A 20621-nucleotide genomic window follows, 5' to 3' on the forward strand; every position below is an offset into this window, starting at 1 on the left:
ATAGAGTGATCAGCGCGGCGATGTGACCGATGCAGGTGGCTTTGGCAAAATGTCGAGGTCACTCGCGCTCACCCAGCCATACTCGAAATTAAGCACGAACAGGCTCGTCAGCACAATCGCGATCACGGTTGCGCGGATAAGAAGCTTGCCCGGTTTGAATGTCGCTGGTGCGCTTTCGGCTTGTCCGGGAACCATGGCCTCTCCCGCTTCCTCAGCCGTGCGCACGCCAAAGGGAAGCATGATGAACGCGCTCATCACCCAAATCAGGAAATAGACCGCAAGGATGGATGTCCACTGCATCAATCTGCGTCCTTCTTAAGTCCGGGCATAAGCACGCGCACTTGCGGATTCTTGCCAGACCAGCGGCGTGCCGCGCGCCGGGCAGCAAGGCGCGCTGCCTCATGAACGGCGCTTGGATCGCTTGCATCGCGGCCTTTCAGCCTGCCGATGGCCTTGAGGATATCCTCACGCGTTTCCTCAACAAAATCGGGCAAGTCCTCATCAAGCGGAAGCCCGATTGCCTCGATCAAGGGAGCTTCACCGCGGGCAAGAACGACGATCACCAACCCTTCAAACGACACCCGGCGGCGCGTGTTAACTGCATCGCCGTCGGCTGGTGAAATGATGTCTCCATCAAGCACAAGGCGACCATTGCGCACTTGCGCGATTCTACCTGGCTTACCGGGGGCAAGGCGCACGATATCGCCATTGGATTGCACCACATTGTTGGGAATGCCGGATGACTTTCCAAGCCGCGCCTGCTCCTGCATATGGCGCATCTCGCCATGCACAGGGACCAGAATGTCAGGCGTCAGCCAGCTGTAAAGCGCTTCCAGTTCGGGGCGTCCCGGGTGGCCAGAGACGTGGATGAAACTTTGCCGATCGGTGATCATTTCAATCCCGCGCGCGGCCAATTGGTTCTGCATCTTGCCAACCGAAATCTCATTACCGGGGATGAGCCGCGATGAAAACAGCACCACATCGCCAGAGACCAGTTCAAGCGGATGATTTTCATCAGCGATCCGCGCAAGCGCTGCGCGAGGTTCACCCTGCCCGCCGGTTGCCAGGATCATAACATCACCGCGCGGCAAACGCATGGCGGTGTCGAAATCCACAGGTGTCGGGAAGTCTTCGAGATAGCCATTGTCCTGCGCGACCTCGAGAATTCGGTCGATTGAGCGGCCAGCCACGCACACTTGGCGACCTGTTTCGCGCGCGACCTCTCCCAAGGTATGGAGCCGCGCGACGTTGCTCGCAAAGGTGGTAACGAGGACGCGCTTGCCTTTGTGCTTGGCAACCTCTTCCATAAGACCCTTGTGAACCGCGCCTTCAGAACCCGATGGGTTGGGATTAAAAACATTGGTGCTGTCACAAACCAGCGCCAATACGCCTTCATCGCCAATCGCGCGAAGCTCTTCTTCGGTGGTGGGCTCGCCAATGATGGGATCTTCGTCGAGTTTCCAATCCCCTGTGTGGAAAACGCGGCCATAAGGCGTGTCGATCAGGAGCGCATTGCCCTCTGCGATGGAGTGAGCAAGCGGCAGGTAGGTGACATTAAACGGGCCGATGTCGATCTGGCCGTGGTCTTCCTCAATGATATTGAGTTCAACCTTGCCCAAGAGCCCCGCTTCTTCGAGCTTTCGCGCAACAAGGTCGGCTGTAAACGGCGTTGCATAAAGCGGTACGCCAAGCTCGCCCGCGAAGTAGGGCACAGCGCCAATATGGTCTTCATGCGCATGGGTCAGGACGATGCCAAGCAAATCCTTGGTCCGCTCTTCGATAAAATCGAGATCGGCAAAGACGAGGTCAACGCCCGGGTATTCTCCTCCCGAAAAGGTCATGCCCAAATCGACCATCAGCCATTTGCCGTCGCACCCGTACAGGTTGACGTTCATGCCAATCTCGCCCGAGCCGCCAAGGGCCAGGAAAAGCAGTTCTTGCTCTGGTTTATAATTTTTATTCACGAGCTTGTTGTTGTTCAATCCTCAAGGTCTGACAGTCAGGCGGCGGCCAGTTTGGCCAAAATCGCGAGCCCTTCAATCGTCAGATCGGTGTCTACTTCGTCAAATATCTGTGTCGCATCATCGAACAGAACCGCAAGCCCGCCGGTTGCCACCACTTTGGTCGGGCGTCCGATTTCGGCCTTCATCTTCTCAACGATGCCTTCCATCATAGCGACATAGCCCCAGAACACGCCAATGAGCATTTGGTCTTCGGTGTTGCGTCCAATGACACTGTCATTTTCTGGTGCGCGGATAGCGATGCGCGGCAGCTTTGCAGTTTTGCCCACTAATGCGTCGAGCGACAAATTGATCCCGGGCGCGATGGATCCACCTTTGTAAGTGCCGTTGAAATCGATAGCCTCAAACTTCGTTGCGGTGCCAAAATCAATGCAGATAAGGTCGCCGCCATATTTATGGTGCGCGGCCAGGATATTGAGAGCGCGGTCCGCGCCCAAAGAGCTTGGCTGATCAACGTCCGCCACAAATGGCCAGGACGCCTTGCCCTCGCCCGCTCTCAAAGGTGTGACGCCAAAGTATTTTTGACAAAGGACGGTCAGATTGTGATCGGCACGCGGCACAACCGAGGCGTAGATTATCCCCGTAATGTCTTCGCGCGCGACGCCCTCAATCGTCAGGAGTTGCAGCAGCCAGACGGCATATTCATCGCCCGTACGCCTTGGATCGGTCGCAATGCGCCAGCGCGCACGCGGAGGCGTGACAAAACCGCCCTGCCCATCTGGCTCAAACAGAGCAAAGACAACATTGGTGTTTCCGACATCAGCCGCGAGCAGCATCGGGTACTCCTTTAAGTAACATCACCGGCTCGAATGACACGTTCAGAGCCATCCGCCAAGCGTAGCCGCAATGCGCCGTCACTTTCTTCCAGACCTGCGAAGGTTCCAGAGAGGGTGGTGCCGTCGGTGTCGTGCACTGTCACGCTTGATCCGCTGGCATGTATCGAGCGTTCAAGAAACTGCGAAAGCAGCGGGGTGAGGCCATCCTCTCGCCACTGTTGGAGCCAATGTGCAAAGCTCGCCACGAGAGTTTCGGTAAAGCTCGATGGCTCGACCGGTCCAGCAATATCCGAAAGCGCCGAAGTCTTGCGATCAGGCAAATCGGGAGCTTTCGCAAGATTGACGCCAATCCCCACGACGATGTTCTGGCCCACCATTTCGAGCAGGATCCCGGACAGCTTCCCCCCATCCAGAAGGACGTCATTGGGCCATTTGAGGCGCAGTTTGCTTGCATCCGGCAAGGCGCTCGCTGCCGCATCGTAAACCGCCATTGCCGCAACAAAGCTTAGAGAAGCTGGAGGCGGATCGCCTGCGTTCAGGTTAACGACGCACGACCCCATAAAGTTGCCGGAACCATCAAACCACTTGCGGCCCTGACGCCCTTTGCCAGCGGTCTGGCGCTTGGCAAGGAGCCAATCGCCTTCCACTGGTTTCGCGTCCGAACGAAGTGCGCCTGCAAGGTCCGCGTTAGTCGAGCCGGTTTCTTGGACGACTTTGACTGATGGATGGCGGATCAAATTGCCAAAAACAGCGAGGACGCAGCCTTATTGGTGAGGTCGGTGAGCGATCCGGTGAGCAGATAACCAAGCGGCGATACGATCACAGCGCAAATGCCCAAAAGCACCCAATGCGAAGTCTCGGCTTTCCCGGTGGCAACGCCTGCGGGTTCATCGAAGAACATGACCTTCACGAACTTGATGTAGTAGAACGCACCGATAACGCTTGCTGCAATGGCGATAGCTGCGAAGACCACAAGGTCAGCGTCCACCACGGCCTGGAACACCACAAACTTGCTGTAGAAGCCCAGCAACGGAGGAATGCCCGCAAGGCTGAACATGAATACAAGCAACGCCCATGCGATTGCGGGACGGGTCACAGCAAGCCCAGCAATATCGCCGAAGGTCTCAAACAGATTGCCATCTTCGCCGCGCAGCAACAGCAATGCGGTAAAGCTGCCGAGGCTCATCACGACATAGATGAAAAGGTACACCAGCATCGAACTTGCACCAGCGGGCGTCGCAACAGCCAGACCCAGCAGGATAAAGCCGACGTTGTTGATCGAGGAATAGGCGAGAAGACGCTTCAGATTGTCCTGACCAATCGCTCCCAGCGCGCCGAACACGATGGAGGCCAAAGCGGTGAACATCACGATTTGCTGCCACGCCTGAACTTGCCCGCCAAACACTTCGAACACCACGCGCGCGGTGAGCGCTACGGCTGCGACTTTGGGAGCCGTCGCAAAGAACAGCGTCACCGGTGTTGGCGCGCCTTCGTAAACATCCGGCGTCCACATATGGAACGGCACGGCGGAAATCTTGAAGGCAAGGCCTGCCATCACAAAGATGAGGCCGAACAGTTGTCCTGTCGAAAGCTCGCCTTCGAGCCCTGCGCGAACGCTGGCGAAGTCGGTTCCGCCGGTAAAACCGTAGAGCAGGCTCATCCCGTAAAGCAGGATGCCTGAGGCAAGCGCGCCGAGGACGAAGTACTTAAGCCCCGCTTCGGTTGAACGCTCATCCTTGCGCAGGATTGCGGCCAGCACATAGGCGGCGAGCGAGTTCAATTCGAGGCCCATGTATAGCGTCATAAAGTCGCTTGCCGAGACCATGATGCTCATGCCCACGGTCGCGAACAGGATCAGGACGGGGTATTCAGCGCGCAGCCCGCGCTCGCTCGATGCGGCGGGACCGTTGAAAAAGGCTGGCGCGACAACAAGCGCACCGATCCCTGCAAGATAGATCAAGGCCTTTGAGAAAAGCGCAAAGCTATCGACTTTGAGAAGCGTGCCGAACGCATAGCTGTCAGGGCCATCGACCCCGAGGTGGAGCCCGGGGATCGTGAACAGCCCCGCCACAAACAGCGCACTGGCAGCAACAATTGTCACAGCGCGAGCGGCCTTGTCGCCGACCCATGCAGCAACCAGCAACAGGACAAGGCCCGTGCCGATAAGGATCAGCTCTGGCGTGATGAGGGCGAAGGATGATGGGAAATCAAGCATCAGTGTTGGCCCTCCCCGTCATGGCCCTCGAACTCCATGGCATTGGCCGCCTCCGAGAGTGGCTCACCGCTCGCAAGCGCAGCGTCGCTGGCAGGAGCAGCAGCGGCAAGTTGCGCATCAAGCGCGGCAATATCGGCGCGCATTGGGGCAAGGAAGCTCTCCGGATAGACGCCCATCCACAGGACTACGGCAGCAATCGGGGTCATCATAATCCATTCGCGCGCGGTGATGTCTTTCATTGCGGCGGCATCAGCGTTCTTCTGATCGCCGAAGGCCACGCGGCGGTAGAGGTAGAGCATGTAAGCTGCGCCCAGGATGATGCCGGTGGTGCTGACCAGCGCCACGAGGCTGGAAGTTTGGTAGATGCCTGCAAGCGACAGGAATTCGCCCACAAATCCGCTGGTGCCCGGAAGGCCGATTGAGGCCATGGTGAAGAGCAGGAAAAACAGCGCGTAATACGGCATGTTGATGCTGAGCCCGCCGTAGCGTTCAATCTCACGAGTATGGAGCCGGTCGTAGATGACGCCCACACACAGGAAGAGCGCGCCTGAAACAAGGCCGTGCGAAAGCATGACGATCATCGCGCCCTCAAGCCCCTGCACGTTGAATGCGAACAGGCCCACGGTCACAATCGCCATGTGAGCAACCGATGAGTAAGCGATAAGCTTCTTCATATCCGCCTGAACCAGCGCGACGAGAGAGGTGTAGATCACAGCGATCATCGACAGGATGAAGACGAACCACGCAAAGTCCGCGCTCGCCTCCGGGAACATCGGCAGGCTGAAGCGGATAAAGCCGTATCCGCCCAGTTTCAGCAGAACACCCGCAAGGATCACAGACCCCGCAGTCGGAGCCTGAACGTGCGCGTCGGGAAGCCAGGTGTGGAAGGGCCACATCGGGACCTTCACCGCAAAGCTCGCAAAGAACGCCAGCCATAGCCACGTTTGTGCCCCACCGGGGAAGTCGTATTGCATCAGCGTCGGAATGTCCGAGGTGCCCGCCTCGCTCACCATCCAGAACATCGCGATCAGCATCAGAACAGAGCCGATCAGCGTGTAGAGGAAGAATTTATACGAGGCGTAGATGCGGTTATCCCCGCCCCATACGCCGATGATAAGATACATCGGGATAAGGCCCGCTTCAAAGAAGATGTAGAACAGGAACAAATCCTGCGCCGCAAACGTCCCGATCATCAGCACTTCCATAAACAGGAAGGCCGCCATGTATTCGCCGATGCGCTTTTTGATCGAATCCCAGCTGGCGAGAATGCAAATTGGCATCAGGAAGACGCTGAGCATGATGAGCATCAGCGCGATGCCGTCGATGCCGAGAGCATAAGAGAAGCCCGCGACTAGCTCATACTTTTCCTGAAACTGCCACTGCGCGCCGCCAATGTCGTAATTTGCCCAGAGCATGACGCCCAAACCAAAGGTCACAAGCGTTGCGCCCAATGCGATCACTCGCGAGGCTTGCCCGGCGAACAGACATGCGATGGCTGCCGCTAACGGCACCAACATCATCGTGGTGAGGATGGGAAAGTCCATTACGCTCAAAGACCCCTAGAGCAGCACATAAGTGACAGCGGCGATCAGCCCGAGAAGCATGATCAGCGCATAGGTGTAGAGATAGCCCGACTGGATCGTCTTGGCCGCGACCGAACCGCGCTGAACCACAGCAGCGATGCCGTTTGGTCCAAAGCGGTCAATCACGCCGATATCGCCCAGTTTCCAGAACTGGCGGCCAAGCCAGAAGGCAGGCTTCACGAAGATCGCGTCATAGAGCTCGTCGAAATACCATTTGCGGAACACGAAGTTGTGCAGCCAGCCAAAGGTGCCCACGAACTTCGCAGGAATGTCAGGCTTCGCGATGTAGGCGATGTACGCTCCGATAAAGCCCAGCACCATGACCACAAAGGCCGAATACTTCACCCAATAGGGCACTTCATGAAGCGCGTGGATGAGGTTTTCGTTGTAGAAGATCGAGCCTGCCCAGAAGCTTGCATCATCAATGAAGCTCGGCGCGAACACCTGGCCAGCCAGAACCGCGCCCGTAGACAGCACCACAAGCGGGATAAGCATCGCAATCGGGCTCTCATGCGGGTGATAGCCGCCGGTTGTGTCCTCGCCTGCTTCCTCGGGTGTCTTGTGGACGGTGTGCTGAATATGCTCACTCTCGATCCAGCGGGGCTTACCCCAGAAGGTGAGGAACATCAGACGCCAGCTGTAGAAACTGGTGAGGAGAGCTGCCGTCACACCTGCCCAGAAGGCAATCGTCGAAGTGGTGGTGCCACGCGCGAAGGCCGCCTCGAGGATCGCGTCCTTCGACCAGAAGCCAGCGAAACCTGCACCGAGGTGATAAACACCCAGCCCCGTGATCGCGAGCGTGCCCAACAGCATTGCGACAAAGGTAATCGGGATCGCTTTTCTGAGACCGCCATAATAGCGCATGTCCTGCTCATGGTGCATCGCATGGATGACCGAGCCTGCCCCCAAGAACAGCAGCGCCTTGAAGAAAGCGTGCGTAAACAGGTGGAACATCGCAACGCCGTATGCGCCAATGCCGGCTGCAAAGAACATGTAACCCAGCTGCGAACAGGTTGAGTAAGCGATAACCCGCTTGATGTCCCACTGCGTTGTACCGATGGTCGCTGCGAAGAAGCACGTTGCCGCGCCCACGATAGTCACGATCATCAAAGCAGTCGGAGCCGCTTCGAACATTGGCGAGAGACGGCAGACCATAAACACGCCCGCTGTCACCATGGTCGCTGCGTGGATGAGAGCGGACACAGGCGTCGGTCCCTCCATCGCGTCAGGAAGCCATGTGTGGAGACCCAATTGCGCCGACTTACCCATCGCCCCGATGAAGAGTAGGAAACACAGAATATCCATCGTCGGCAAACGCATGCCGAGGAAGCCGATGGTCGATCCGCTCATGCCAGCAGAGGCGGCCAATATCTCTGGAATAGAGGTCGTCTGGAACACCAGGAACGTGCCGAAGATACCGAGCATAAAGCCAAGATCGCCTACGCGGTTGACCACGAAGGCCTTGATCGCAGCAGCGCCCGCAGACGGCTTTTTGAACCAGAACCCGATGAGCAGGTACGAGGCAAGCCCCACCCCTTCCCAACCGAAGAACATCTGAACGAGGTTATCGGCGGTCACCAGCATCAGCATGGCGAAGGTGAAGAGCGAGAGATATGCGAAGAAGCGCGGTTGATCCGGGTCTTCCTCCATATAGCCCCAGCTATACAGGTGGACGAGCGCGGAAACCGAGTTGATCACCACCAGCATCACAGCTGTGAGAGCATCAACCCGCAAAGCCCAGTCGAAGGTCAAATCACCCGACTGCACCCATTGCAGCACGGGCACGACCTCGGCAGTATGCGTGCCGGTCAGAAACCCGATGAAAATCGGCCAGCTCAAGGCAGCCGACAGGAACAGACCGCCGGTCGTAATCGACTTGGCAATCGTATTGCCCAGCATCCGGTTGCCCAGCCCTGCAATAATCGCCGCGACCAGAGGCGCGAAGACGATCAATAGGATTTGCGTTTCCATGGCGGCGCTTATCCCTTCATCCGGTTGACATCATCGACCGCAATCGTTCCGCGGCCGCGATAGTAGATGACGAGAATGGCAAGCCCGATCGCTGCTTCTGCTGCCGCAACGGTCAGAACCATCATGGCAAAAACCTGTCCCACCAGATCGCCCATGAAGGCGCTGAACGCGACAAGGTTGATGTTCACGGCGAGCAGGATCAGCTCCACCGCCATCAGGATGACAATCACATTCTTCCGGTTGAGGAAGATGCCCAGCACGCCCAGCACGAAAAGGATCGCGCCCACGACTAGGTAGTGTTCAACGCCCACGGGTCCCATTAGAGTTCGACCCCTTTGCCAATGTCTGGATTTTTCATAACCGTCGCCTCTTCCGGGCGGCGTGCAATTTGTTTGCCGATGTCTTGCTGTGCGCGGCTTCCTGGAGGCGGCGGCTGGAACGTCAGCACAATCGCGCCAATCATCGCCACCAGCAGGATGATGCCAGCGATTTCGAACAGCAGAATATAACGGCCATAAAGCAGCGCGCCGATAGCCTCGATATTAGAGACACTGGCGCTCGCAGCGGCGGTTCCATCGGGCGTGCCAAGTTCAATCCCGCCAGCACCATAAGCGCCCAGCCCAAGGCCAAGCTCAGCGAGAAGGATCAGCGCAATCGCAATCCCCAGCGGAAAGTTCCTGATAAACCCGGCCCGCATCGCCGCAAAGTCGATGTCGAGCATCATCACCACGAACAAGAACAACACTGCGACCGCGCCCACGTATACAATGACGAGCAGCATCGCGATGAACTCTGCCCCCACCAGCACCATCAAGCCCGCCGCATTGAAGAACGACAGGATGAGCCACAGTACGGAGTGCACAGGGTTCCGCGACATGATCACCATGACCGCGCTGGCCACGACAAGCGTCGCAAAGAGATAAAAGGCGAGTGTCTGAATCATGATCCCTGTTTTTCCGTCCAGCCCGTCAAGACTTGGCCGCGCCCTTAACGATAGGGGGCGTCCGCTTCAAGGTTAGCCGCGATGGCCCGTTCCCATTTGTCACCATTTGCGAGCAGTTTTGCCTTGTCATAAAGCAATTCCTCGCGCGTTTCGGTGGCGTATTCGAAGTTTGGCCCCTCGACCACGGCATCCACCGGGCAGGCCTCCTGACAAAAGCCGCAGTAAATGCACTTCGTCATATCAATGTCATAGCGCGTGGTGCGGCGGCTGCCGTCTTCGCGCGGCTCGCTCTCGATCGTGATCGCCTGAGCCGGGCACACCGCCTCGCACAGCTTACACGCAATGCAGCGTTCCTCGCCGTTCGGATAACGCCGCAGCGCGTGCTCACCACGAAAACGCGGGCTAAGCGGCGATTTCTCGAACGGATAGTTGATCGTCACCTTGGGCTTGAAGAAATACTTCAAGGTCAGCACGTGTGCTTTCAGGAATTCCCAAAGGGTGAAGCTCTTAAGGAGCTGTGTTGCGGTGGTCATCAGTCAGCCTTAACATTCGTCATTACACAGTCGCCCTGCCAGACAGGCGGATTGCGATCGGTTGATGTAGTAACTTCTTCGATTTTCAGTCGAAAAGTGATCGTTTGATCAATCTTAAACGAAGTCTCGCCAATTCGCTCGGTTACAGGAAAGCTCGTCACGCTTTGAATTTCATAGACTGTATCCGCAATCGTAAATCCGGTTGGGATGTCGTCATCAGATTGGCGTTCCTGAAGGTCGCCAAAACGTCCGGACGAGTTTTTCATATCAGCCTGAGTGATTTTGGGCTGGCTAATGAGATAGCCTTCGTCGCCCCCTTCAAACACTAACAAGCTCTTGTAGAGCTTTAGGCGCTTCTCAGAACTCACCAAATGAAATGGGGTCGGGATCATGATGCGAGCAGTTGGGAAGTCAAACGGTGAACCAGCAGCGGCTGCAACCGTTTCGCAATCCACTTGCATGAGCGGAAACGAGGGCTTCACGGGTTCCTCTGCGTGTAACGGTTGCTGGCCAAGTATCAGTGCCAGACCGAGCGCCATAGGTCTTAGCTTCATGTCTGACCTCCTGACGGCTGCGCTACTGGCGCAGCTTCAACGATTTCGCCAGGCGTCACACTTGCCGGCTCAACCACTGGCGCAGCGCTCGTAAAGTGACCGGTCGCCATCAGATAGCCGCTGATCACTGCGACAAAGCCAAGGCTCATCGGCAGGAACACCTTCCAGCCAAGCCGCATCAACTGGTCATAGCGATAACGCGGCACAGTCGCCCAGATCCAGCTGAACAGCAGGAAGAAGAAGAAAGTCTTCAAAAGGAACCAGATAAAGCCCGGCACATAATACAGCGGTGCCCACTCAAACGGTGGCAACCACCCGCCCATAAACAGGATCGCGCAAAGCGAACACATCAGCAGGATGTTCGCATACTCACCCAGCCAGAACAGCGCGAAGGCCATCGACGAATATTCGGTCTGATAGCCAGCGACGAGCTCGGATTCGGCCTCTGTAAGGTCGAACGGTGCGCGCGCTGTCTCAGCCAAGGCCGAGATGAAGAACACCACAAACATCGGGAACAACAGCGGGTTAAAGAAGAACCCGTTGACGAAGCCAAGCCCGTGGCCGCGCTGTGCCTCGACAATACCGTTCATATTGAACGTGCCCGCCCACAGGACAACGCACACGAGAATAAAGCCGATAGAGACCTCGTAAGAGATCATCTGAGCCGCCGCGCGCATGGCTGAGAAGAAGGGGTACTTCGAGTTCGACGCCCATCCAGCCATCACCACGCCGTAAACGCCCAGCGAGCTGATCGCGAGGATGTAGAGAAGACCCACATTGATGTCTGCAAGCACCACGCCATCACCAAACGGGATCACCGCCCAAGCGGCGAGAGCGACGGTAAAAGTGATGATCGGCGCAAGCAGGAAGATAACCTTGTTCGCGGCGCTTGGAATAATGGTCTCTTGCAAGAACACCTTAAGCCCGTCAGCAAAGCTTTGCAGCAGACCAAACGGCCCCACCACATTGGGCCCGCGCCGAAGCATAATCGCGCCCAGCACCTTGCGGTCGACATAGATCACCATAGCAACGGCCAGCATGACGGGAAGCGCGATCAGGAGGATGCCCGAGATCGTGGCGATGAACCAGGCCCACTCATACGGAAGGCCAAGAGTTTCAAAGAACGCGGTCATTTACTCGTCCCCTTCGTGATCTCCTGCGAAAGCAGGAGCCTATCTCCGGAGTTCGATGATGGCTTCCTGCTTTCGCAGGAAATCACAGGCGCGAGGGAAAGGCTCATTCCGCAGCCTCCTTCATTTCTTCGCCGTGGAGCAGTTCTGCCGAACATTGTTGCATCACAGCTGACGCGCGGGCGATAGGATTGGTGAGGTAGAAATCCTTGACCGGATAGGCGCTGATCACGCCTTCGGCCTTGGCCTTGCTGTCCGCTTTCGGAAGAGAGCCATAGTCGGCGAGAGCCTCTTCACCCAAAGCAGGCACCTCGGCAATCATAGCGCCTTGAAGCTGCTCAAAGCTGTCAAAGCCAACGCTTACGCCAATGGCATCGGCGAGAGCGCGCAGGATCGTCCAGTCTTCGCGCGCATCGCCGGGCGCAAACACCGCCTTTTCAGCGAACTGAACACGGCCTTCGGTGTTGACGTAAGTGCCATCTTTCTCGGCGTATGATGCGCCGGGCAGAATGATGTCAGCGTTATGCGCGCCCTTGTCGCCGTGGTGGCCGATGTAGACCTTGAGGCTGTCCGCAAACGGCGCAAAGTCCATCTCGTCCGCACCAAGGCTGAAGAGCACTTTGGGTTTCGCCGCCGCGATATCCGCCATGCCGCCTTCTTGCGCATAGCCGAGCATCAACCCGCCCATGCGCGCCGCGCTCATATGGAGCACGTTGAAGCCGTTCCAATCGTCTTTCACGAGGCCAAACTTGTCGACAAGCTTCAGAGCTGCGCCAAGAGCACCCGCAGCCAAAGCCGCCCCGCCAAGGATCACCGCAGGGCGTGTCGCTGCCTTCATGGCATCGCCGAGAGCTTTTGGCACACGGTTCAGAACCTTGAGGTCTTGCCCAAGGAATTCCGCCGGATAAGTGGTCTCCCACTCTGGCCCCACTACAAAGACCTTCGCGCCGGCTTTCACAGCCTTGCGAATGCGGGCATTCACCAAAGCTGCTTCCCAGCGGATGTGCGAACCAACGATCAGAATACAGTCAGCGGTCTCAATCCCGGCAAGGCCTGAGTTAAAGTTCACCGCCGCAAGGTTCGAGACGTCGTATGTCATGCCCGTTTGGCGACCTTCAAGCAGCGTCGATCCGCAAGCCTTCAAAAGAGCCTTGGCCGCAAACATGGTCTCACAATCGACCATATCGCCAGCGACCGCCGCGACGGAGGACTTGTCGCCCTCTAGCGCGCCAGCAATCGCCCCAAACGCCTCTGACCAATCAGATGCTGCAAGTTTGCCGTCTTTGCGAACGAACACCTTGTCCAAGCGCCGTTTCGTCAGGCCATCGACCTGATAGCGCGCTTTGTCCGACAGCCACTCCTCGTTCACATCATCATTGATGCGAGGCAAAGCGCGCATGACTTCGCGGCCCTTTGAGTGGAGCGAAATGTTCGCGCCAACAGCGTCGGACACGTCAATGCTGAGCGTCCGCTTCAATTCCCAAGGGCGCGCTTCAAACGCATAAGGACGCGAGGTGAGAGCACCAACTGGGCAAAGGTCGATCACATTCGCAGACAGCTCATGCGCCGCCGCCTTTTCCAGATAGGTCGTGATCTGCATATCTTCGCCGCGATACAGCGCGCCGATTTCATCCACGCCCGCGATCTCTTCAGAGAAGCGCACACAGCGGGTGCAGTGAATGCAGCGGGTCATCACCGTCTTGATCAGCGGACCCATGTACTTTTCGGTCACCGCGCGGCGGTTTTCTTTCGTGCGCGAGGAGCCGCGACCATAGGCGACCGCCTGATCCTGAAGATCGCACTCACCGCCCTGGTCGCAAATCGGGCAATCAAGCGGGTGATTGACGAGCAAGAACTCCATCACCCCTTCGCGCGCCTTTTTGACCATTGGCGTGTCGGTGCGGATCTCTTGCCCCTCGCTTGCAGGAAGCGCGCAAGACGCCTGAGGCTTAGGCGGCCCCGGCTTCACTTCGACCAGGCACATCCGGCAATTGCCCGCAATGGAAAGGCGCTCGTGATAGCAAAAGCGCGGAATTTCCTTGCCCGCTTGCTCGCAAGCCTGAAGGACAGTCGCGCCCTGGGGGACTTCGATTTCCTGACCGTCTACGGTTACCTTAGGCATATTATTCTGCCAATCTCTTTAGACGTGAAGAATACGCCTCACAGCCGCCGATGTTACCGTCGAATTCCCAGTTCTTGATCCTGTTGTCGGGACCGACTGCAATGCGAACATTGCAATTGTAATTAGTCGGCACGTATGTCGTAGTGCCGGTGTTCGCCGAAAAGCTTGTGCCTCCGACTTGGCCATAGGTGTTTGAGGTCTGATACTGCGGCATGTTCACGGTGAACTCACGGCCCCATCCATAAACAGTATCCTCGCCGACGTGCATTTGGCCTTGAGGATACCCGAGCGTATCAATCGCTGCTTGTAGCGGTTGACCCATAAGCGTATTTAGGCCGGTCTCCATGTTTGAAAACGTGGCGCATCCTGCGAGAGAGAGTGCGCCAATAGCCGAAGCAATTCCGAACTTAATCTTCATTTCAGTTCCCCTCATTTTCGGCGCTGATGTAAAAATTCGTCATTGCGAGCGTAGCGAAGCAATCCAGAGCGAAGCGCGAAACGGCTCTGGATTGCCGCGTCGCTTCGCTCCTCGCAATGACAATGATTTAAAGCAATACACATCATTCCGCAGCCTCCCGGAATTGTGCGTTGTGTTCTTCGATCCGGCGCTCAAGCTCGGGGCGGAAGTGGCGGATGAGGCCTTGAATTGGCCACGCTGCAGCATCGCCAAGCGCACAGATGGTGTGACCTTCGACCTGCTTGGTGACTTCATGGAGCATGTCGATCTCTTCGATCTCGGCATCGCCTGTGCGAAGCCGCTCCATCATGCGCCACATCCAACCGGTGCCTTCACGGCACGGCGTGCATTGGCCGCAGGATTCGTGCTTGTAGAAATAGCTGAGGCGAGAAATTGCGCGGACGATATCGGTGGACTTGTCCATCACGATAACTGCCGCCGTACCAAGGCCCGAGCCAAGCTCTTTCAGCCCGTCAAAATCCATCGGTGCTGAACGGATTTGCTCAGCAGGCACCAGCGGAACCGAAGAACCGCCCGGAATAACCGCAAGCAGATTGTCCCAACCCCCAGTAATCCCACCGCAGTGCTTTTCAATCAGCTCTTCGAACGGAATGCTCATCTCTTCTTCAACCACGCAGGGTTTTTCCACGTGGCCGCTGATCTGGAACAGCTTGGTGCCCGCATTGCCCTCACGCCCGAAGCCCGCAAACCACGCACCCGAACGGCGCAGGATCGTGGGCACAACCGCGATGCTCTCAACATTGTTCACAGTCGTCGGACAGCCATAAAGCCCAGCGCCCGCCGGGAACGGCGGCTTCAAGCGCGGCTGACCCTTTTTGCCTTCAAGGCTTTCGATCATCGCGGTTTCTTCACCGCAAATGTAGGCGCCAGCACCCCGGTGCATGAACACATCGAAGTCATAGCCCGAACCGCTGGCGTTCTTGCCAATCAGTCCAGCGTCATACGCCTCGTCAATTGCGGCCTGCAGCGTCTCAGCCTCGCGGATGTATTCGCCGCGAATGTAGATGTAGGCAGCGCGTGCTCGCATGGCGAAACCGGCGATCAGCGCGCCTTCGACGAGCTTATGCGGATCGTGGCGGATAATTTCGCGGTCTTTGCAGGAACCCGGTTCGGATTCATCAGCATTGATGACGAGGAAGCTTGGCCGGCCATCCGCGCTGGTCTTGGGCATGAACGACCATTTGAGACCGGTCGGGAAACCCGCCCCGCCCCGGCCACGCAGGCCGCTAGCTTTGATCTCTTCGATGATCGCATCTTGTCCGCGCTCAATCAGAGCTTTCGTACCATCCCAATCGCCGCGCTTTTGCGCCGCTTTAAGGCCCCAATCTTGGAAGCCATAAACATTGGTAAAGATGCGGTCTTTATCAGCCAGCATCGTTCGATCCTTCTCTCGTATTTGCCCCTTTGCGAGCCATCCGAAGCTGCCGCAAAGTCAAAACCTGAAACAATAAGCCCATCGCCATAAGACCAATGCCAATCGGACGCTCACCGGTTGCCGACAGGTATGCGCCCGCGCCAAAGCCCACGAGCCCTGCAATCATAAAGGCGATGACGGCACCGTTCATTTGTCGTCATCCATCGTCTTGGCGTTGACGACAAACAGCACCACCGCAAGCGCCAGCATGACGGAACCAAGGGCAATCCAAACGGCCATCACCCGATCACCCCTTGTTGATACAGCCCCGTTGTGACGCCAAAAATCAACACAATCACTGCCACGCGCAGCAAGCCCATCAACGCCTTGTAGGCGATGAAGGCACCAGCGAGGGCAAGAATGATTGTGACGATGTCCATTACCGCGCATCGTCCTTGCTCAACAGCTGACGCGCTGCGCCAACTCCGCCGAACAACACGCCAAGCAGGACCCAAACGACCCAGCCATCGCCAGAGAGGAATTCCCACACGGCGAGCGCAAAGAACAACAGGCCCACAGCGCCCATGCCAAGGTTGGTTTTGGGATTGGCCATTACCGATCTCCCCCGCTTTTCTGCCCTTCGTCTGCCTTAGGCAGGAAGATAAAACCAAGCACCGCAAATGGCAGGCCGATACCGATAAAGGCCGGGCCAAGTGTAAGGCCGAAGGTGACACAAAGGCTCAAGCCAAGGACCAAAAAGGTAATGGCGAGCGCGCGCTTTCCGGCGATTTTATCAGCTTGGGTGTCACCCATCACCATTCCCCCCGGTAATCGTGATTGGCATCGACCATTTCTTTAAGAGTGGTGGGTCCGCCCGAAGGTTCTGACGTGTGACGTCCAGGCTCCTGCGTGCCTGCTTTCGGCGTTTCGCCAGCGGCGAGCGCATCAAGCACGGCGTCGAGGCGTTCAGGGGTCAGATCTTCGTAATTGTCATCGTTGATCTGGACCATAGGAGCGGTGGCGCAATTGCCCATGCACTCCACCTCGGTCAGCGTCCAAAGACCATCTTCGGAGACGTGGCCCATCTTCATGCCGCGCTTCTTGCAAGCGCTGATGATGTCGTCAGACCCGCGCAGCATACACGGCGTCGTGCCGCAGACCTGCACATGATATTTCCCGACCGGCTTCATATTGTACATGAAGTAAAAGGTCGCGACTTCGAGCACGCGGATCACCGGCACATCGATATATTTCGCAACATATTCGATGACAGGAAGCGGGAGCCAGCCTTGCGTATCGGTCTCTTCGCCCACCTGACGCTGAGCCAGATCGAGCAGCGGCATCGTCGCCGACTTCGCCCGGCCTTCGGGGTATTTGGCGATGTGGTAATCGGCCTTTTTCTTATTCTCTTTCGACCACTCAAAAGAGCCCCAGCGCGCGCGCAGTTCGGGGGTATCGGGTGCGGGTGTACGGTCAGCCATTTAGTTTCCTCCAACCGTCACCCCGGCGAAAGCCGGGGTCCAGAGCGGAGCCACTAGTGTTGCAAACTGGATTCCGGCCTTCGCCGGAATGACGAGAGATGGGTTGTGCGCGCTCATTCGAACGTCTCACTTTCGTCTTCTTTGTTACGCAGGGAGAGAAGCTGCCAACACACGGCCACGATCAAAGCTCCAATGCCATAGGGAACAATTCCAGCAGTCCAATTGATCGGGCCGCCATCAGCGCTCCCGAATGCAAATAGGGCAACAGCCAGCACAAAAGCGAACACGACCGTGGTCAGGCGGTATGCCGTACCTTCCTGAAAACGTCGCGTAAGCAAGCTAACCAAAGCTGTTAGCAGCGTCATAGCTATGGCTGATCCGATTAAGAATGCAATCACCGGTCACACTCCCCAAACACGACATCAATCGCGCCAAGGATCGCGGTCGCATCGGCCAACATATGACCCTTCGTCATCATTTCCATGGCTTGAAGGTGTGAGAATGCCGTCGGGCGGATTTTGCAGCGGTAGGGTTTGTTTGTTCCATCGCTGACGAGGTAGACGCCGAACTCGCCCTTGGGGCTTTCGGTTGCGACGTAGACTTCGCCCGCTGGCACGTGGAAGCCTTCGGTGTAGAGCTTGAAGTGGTGGATCAAGCTTTCCATCGATTGCTTCATCTCGCCGCGCTTGGGCGGGGAGACTTTGCCATCGGTGCTCGCAATCGGGCCTTGCGGCATATCGCGGATACATTGCTTGATGATCTTGGCGCTCTCACGAACTTCCTTCACGCGCACCATGAAGCGGTCGTAGCAGTCCGAATTGGTGCCGACAGGAATGTCAAACTCCATCCGGTCGTACACATCATATGGCTGCGATTTGCGCAGGTCCCATGGAATGCCAGCGGCACGGATCATTGGCCCCGAAAAGCCCCAGGCAATCGCATCATCGCGGCCCACAATGGCGATATCGACATTGCGCTGCTTGAAGATGCGGTTGTCGATCACGAGGCTCATCGCGTCGTCAAACAGCTGGAAAAACCGGTTGTCGAGCCAATCGCCAATATCGACGAGAAGCTTCTCGGGCACATCCTGATGCACGCCGCCGGGGCGGAACCATGCCGAGTGCATGCGCGCACCCGATGCCCGTTCAAAGAAGTTGAGGCAATCCTCGCGCAGCTCAAACACCCAAAGGTTAGGCGTCATCGCGCCCACATCCATAACATGCGCGCCGATGTTCAGCATGTGGTTGCAGATACGGGTTAGCTCAGCAAACAGGACACGCAAATATTGCGCCCGCTCTGGAACTTCGATGTTCAGCAGCTTCTCGATCGCGAGCACGTATGAGTGCTCCTGACACAGCGGCGAACAGTAATCCAAGCGGTCAAAATACGGAAGCGCCTGAAGATAGGTCTTCTGCTCGATCAGCTTTTCGGTGCCGCGGTGGAGCAGGCCCACATGCGGGTCCACCCGCTCAACCACTTCGCCATCCAGCTCCATCACCATGCGAAGCACGCCGTGGGCTGCCGGGTGCTGTGGCCCGAAGTTCAGCGTGTAATTCTTGATGACTTCGCCGTTATTGGTGGGCGATTCTTCGATTTGGACGCTCATTCTTCGTCCTCCTCTTCAATTTCGATCTCGATCATATTGGGCGGAACAGCATCCGTGCCTTCCGCCGCGTTCTCCCCAGCCCTGGCACCAGCGCCGGTGTCCGCCGGTTTCTCGGTCACTTTGGGCTTGTCCACCTGCGGCGCACCATCCGCCTTCTCATCACCGGGCAGCACGTAGTCCGAACCCTCCCACGGCGAGAGGAAGTCAAAGGTGCGCATATCCTGCGGCAGCTCAACCGGCTCGTAGACAACGCGCTTTTCTTCTTCGGAATACCGCAATTCGGTATAGCCGGTCATCGGGAAGTCCTTGCGGAACGGGTGCCCTTCAAAGCCATAGTCGGTGAGGATGCGGCGAAGGTCCTGATTGCCCGCAAACACCACGCCATACATGTCAAAAACTTCGCGCTCCAACCAACCCGCATTGGGCCAAAGCGTCGTCACCGTAGGCACAGGGGTACTCGCATCGGTCGAACACTTCACCATCACCCGGTGGTTCTTCGTGAGCGAGAGCAGCATGTAGACAACCTCGAACCGCTCGGCACGGTCGGGGTAGTCAGCGCCCGCGATTTCCATCAACTGCTGATAATCGTGATCGTCTCTAAGCGTGCGAAGGACCGTCTCGATGTCGCCGCGCTTGGCGGAGAGGATAATCTCGCCGTGCTGCTCGCCCGACCCTTCAAGCCAAACGCTCAAAGAGCCGGCAAGAGCGTCGATCACGCCTTCATTAGAAGCGTATTTCGGAGCGGAGTGTACAACTGTCATGGCCTAGTCACCTGCAAAGAACCCCATGAACGCACAAAAATATCTGAAATCGCCGCCTCAGCAGCCTCGCTTCCGTCCGTTTGAACATTCAGCATCACTGTACGGCCATCTTTCAGATCGACGATACCAACCGCGACCTTGCCATCAGAGGCGCGGCCTTCGCTGTAGAAGGCTTCATAGCCGCTAACCGATCCGTCGATGAGATAATCGGTCTCGGGGTCCTGCTCTAATCCCTGCCGGAGTACCTCCACAGACGCACCCGGGAAACCGAACCTCGAAAGCATATCGTTCTTCAGAACGAAGAGGAAAACCGTCACGCCGGACACATCACAGCGGACCGCCTCCACACCTTCGCGCTCTTTGACCTGAACAGCCTCTTTCGCACACGGCATTTCTACCGACGCCGTGTCGAACGTGGTCTGTGCGGCGCTCCACTGGACTGGCTGAGCCGCCAAAGGCGCTGCGAGCGCCGCGAGCACAATTGCAAGGAAGGTACGGTAAATCCTCACCGTTCAATCGTCCCGACACGGCGAATTTTGCGCTGTAGTTGCATCACACCGTACAGAAGAGCCTCTGCCGTCGGAGGGCAACCGGGCACATAGATATCAACCGGAACAATCCGGTCGCATCCGCGCACAACGGAATAGGAATAGTGGTAATAGCCGCCGCCATTAGCGCAAGAACCCATGCTGATCACATATTTGGGATCGGACATCTGGTCGTAAACCTTGCGCAGCGCAGGCGCCATTTTGTTGCACAACGTGCCCGCCACAATCATCACGTCTGATTGACGCGGGGATGCACGCGGCGCTGCGCCAAAACGCTCCATATCATAACGCGGCATGTTCACGTGGATCATCTCCACCGCGCAGCACGCAAGACCAAAGGTCATCCACCAGAGCGAGCCTGTGCGCGCCCATTGGAACAGGTCTTCTGTCGATGCGACGAGGAAGCCCTTGTCATTCACCTCGGATTGAAGCGCGCGAAAATAGTCCTGATCCGGTGCACGCACTTCGCCGCCTTTGGCGGTTTCCAGAGCGCTTACGTCGGGGAGACTTGCTGGGGGAGTAATCGTGTTCATAGCTAATCCCTT

The 20621-nt window shown here is 57.2% G+C and carries 25 protein-coding genes; all 25 read right to left on the reverse strand.

Translation table 11 applies throughout. The annotated features are described in order from the left end of the window. Positions 1-9: 9 nt before the first annotated feature. On the reverse strand, positions 10-300 hold the full coding sequence (locus EH31_RS02230) for a DUF1467 family protein (protein ID WP_034957784.1): 291 nt from the start codon (positions 298-300) through the stop codon (positions 10-12). Continuing rightward, positions 300-1964: a ribonuclease J gene (locus tag EH31_RS02235; protein ID WP_034958807.1), complete on the reverse strand. Its 1665-nt coding sequence runs from the start codon at positions 1962-1964 to the stop codon at positions 300-302. Before EH31_RS02235 ends, EH31_RS02230 begins: the two co-directional genes overlap by 1 nt. A 35-nt stretch (positions 1965-1999) precedes the next feature. After that, positions 2000-2797, reverse strand: a complete 798-nt coding sequence (locus tag EH31_RS02240) for a type III pantothenate kinase (RefSeq protein ID WP_034957785.1) — start codon at positions 2795-2797, stop codon at positions 2000-2002. A gap of 11 nt (positions 2798-2808) precedes the next feature. After that, on the reverse strand, positions 2809-3534 hold the full coding sequence (locus EH31_RS02245; RefSeq protein WP_241765802.1) for a biotin--[acetyl-CoA-carboxylase] ligase: 726 nt from the start codon (positions 3532-3534) through the stop codon (positions 2809-2811). Next, complete coding sequence (gene nuoN / locus EH31_RS02250; RefSeq protein WP_034957787.1) at positions 3531-5012, reverse strand: NADH-quinone oxidoreductase subunit NuoN; 1482 nt, start codon at positions 5010-5012, stop codon at positions 3531-3533. Before nuoN ends, EH31_RS02245 begins: the two co-directional genes overlap by 4 nt. Continuing rightward, on the reverse strand, positions 5012-6556 hold the full coding sequence (locus tag EH31_RS02255) for an NADH-quinone oxidoreductase subunit M (protein ID WP_034957789.1): 1545 nt from the start codon (positions 6554-6556) through the stop codon (positions 5012-5014). Before EH31_RS02255 ends, nuoN begins: the two co-directional genes overlap by 1 nt. A 15-nt stretch (positions 6557-6571) precedes the next feature. Next, positions 6572-8566: an NADH-quinone oxidoreductase subunit L gene (gene nuoL / locus EH31_RS02260; protein ID WP_034957790.1), complete on the reverse strand. Its 1995-nt coding sequence runs from the start codon at positions 8564-8566 to the stop codon at positions 6572-6574. 8 nt (positions 8567-8574) lie between these two features. After that, the gene (gene nuoK / locus EH31_RS02265; RefSeq protein ID WP_034957791.1) at positions 8575-8886 is read right to left on the reverse strand and encodes an NADH-quinone oxidoreductase subunit NuoK; all 312 of its coding nucleotides are present in this window, start codon (positions 8884-8886) and stop codon (positions 8575-8577) included. Beyond that, on the reverse strand, positions 8886-9509 hold the full coding sequence (locus EH31_RS02270; RefSeq protein WP_034957792.1) for an NADH-quinone oxidoreductase subunit J: 624 nt from the start codon (positions 9507-9509) through the stop codon (positions 8886-8888). The genes nuoK and EH31_RS02270 overlap by 1 nt, the downstream gene beginning before the upstream one ends. 44 nt (positions 9510-9553) lie before the next feature. After that, positions 9554-10042, reverse strand: coding sequence for an NADH-quinone oxidoreductase subunit NuoI (gene nuoI, locus EH31_RS02275; protein ID WP_034957793.1), 489 nt, complete (start codon positions 10040-10042; stop codon positions 9554-9556). After that, complete coding sequence (locus EH31_RS02280; protein ID WP_152553430.1) at positions 10042-10596, reverse strand: hypothetical protein; 555 nt, start codon at positions 10594-10596, stop codon at positions 10042-10044. The genes nuoI and EH31_RS02280 overlap by 1 nt, the downstream gene beginning before the upstream one ends. Then, on the reverse strand, positions 10593-11729 hold the full coding sequence (nuoH, locus tag EH31_RS02285) for an NADH-quinone oxidoreductase subunit NuoH (protein ID WP_034957795.1): 1137 nt from the start codon (positions 11727-11729) through the stop codon (positions 10593-10595). The genes EH31_RS02280 and nuoH overlap by 4 nt, the downstream gene beginning before the upstream one ends. A gap of 103 nt (positions 11730-11832) precedes the next feature. Then, positions 11833-13848, reverse strand: coding sequence for an NADH-quinone oxidoreductase subunit NuoG (nuoG, locus tag EH31_RS02290; RefSeq protein WP_034957796.1), 2016 nt, complete (start codon positions 13846-13848; stop codon positions 11833-11835). 1 nt (position 13849) lies between these two features. Beyond that, complete coding sequence (locus tag EH31_RS02295; RefSeq protein ID WP_034957797.1) at positions 13850-14266, reverse strand: hypothetical protein; 417 nt, start codon at positions 14264-14266, stop codon at positions 13850-13852. A gap of 142 nt (positions 14267-14408) precedes the next feature. Further along, complete coding sequence (nuoF, locus tag EH31_RS02300) at positions 14409-15701, reverse strand: NADH-quinone oxidoreductase subunit NuoF (protein ID WP_034957798.1); 1293 nt, start codon at positions 15699-15701, stop codon at positions 14409-14411. Further along, positions 15691-15891 carry a hypothetical protein gene (locus EH31_RS02305; RefSeq protein WP_034957799.1) on the reverse strand — a complete coding sequence of 67 codons (201 nt, stop codon included), beginning with the start codon at positions 15889-15891 and terminating at the stop codon, positions 15691-15693. The genes nuoF and EH31_RS02305 overlap by 11 nt, the downstream gene beginning before the upstream one ends. Positions 15892-15979: 88 nt before the next feature. After that, complete coding sequence (locus EH31_RS17705) at positions 15980-16120, reverse strand: hypothetical protein (RefSeq protein ID WP_169738760.1); 141 nt, start codon at positions 16118-16120, stop codon at positions 15980-15982. Further along, positions 16120-16293, reverse strand: coding sequence for a hypothetical protein (locus EH31_RS17710; RefSeq protein ID WP_169738761.1), 174 nt, complete (start codon positions 16291-16293; stop codon positions 16120-16122). Before EH31_RS17710 ends, EH31_RS17705 begins: the two co-directional genes overlap by 1 nt. Further along, a complete protein-coding gene (locus tag EH31_RS02310; RefSeq protein WP_051698983.1) occupies positions 16293-16493 on the reverse strand; it encodes a hypothetical protein in 201 nt (66 codons plus the stop codon). Before EH31_RS02310 ends, EH31_RS17710 begins: the two co-directional genes overlap by 1 nt. Then, positions 16493-17161 carry a complex I 24 kDa subunit family protein gene (locus EH31_RS02315; RefSeq protein ID WP_034957801.1) on the reverse strand — a complete coding sequence of 223 codons (669 nt, stop codon included), beginning with the start codon at positions 17159-17161 and terminating at the stop codon, positions 16493-16495. The genes EH31_RS02310 and EH31_RS02315 overlap by 1 nt, the downstream gene beginning before the upstream one ends. Before the next feature lie 113 nt (positions 17162-17274). Further along, on the reverse strand, positions 17275-17526 hold the full coding sequence (locus EH31_RS02320) for a hypothetical protein (protein WP_034957802.1): 252 nt from the start codon (positions 17524-17526) through the stop codon (positions 17275-17277). A gap of 29 nt (positions 17527-17555) precedes the next feature. After that, positions 17556-18767 (reverse strand): NADH-quinone oxidoreductase subunit D, encoded by a 1212-nt coding sequence (locus EH31_RS02325; protein WP_034957804.1) that lies wholly within the window; start codon positions 18765-18767, stop codon positions 17556-17558. Continuing rightward, entirely contained in the window at positions 18764-19528 is a 765-nt protein-coding gene (locus EH31_RS02330) for an NADH-quinone oxidoreductase subunit C (RefSeq protein ID WP_034957806.1), read from the reverse strand. Before EH31_RS02330 ends, EH31_RS02325 begins: the two co-directional genes overlap by 4 nt. Further along, a complete protein-coding gene (locus tag EH31_RS02335) occupies positions 19525-20037 on the reverse strand; it encodes a hypothetical protein (RefSeq protein WP_034957807.1) in 513 nt (170 codons plus the stop codon). Before EH31_RS02335 ends, EH31_RS02330 begins: the two co-directional genes overlap by 4 nt. After that, positions 20034-20609, reverse strand: coding sequence for a NuoB/complex I 20 kDa subunit family protein (locus tag EH31_RS02340; RefSeq protein ID WP_081853176.1), 576 nt, complete (start codon positions 20607-20609; stop codon positions 20034-20036). Before EH31_RS02340 ends, EH31_RS02335 begins: the two co-directional genes overlap by 4 nt. Positions 20610-20621: the final 12 nt, after the last annotated feature.

Origin of the sequence: Erythrobacter longus, from assembly GCF_000715015.1 — a bacterium.
Lineage (GTDB): Bacteria > Pseudomonadota > Alphaproteobacteria > Sphingomonadales > Sphingomonadaceae > Erythrobacter > Erythrobacter longus.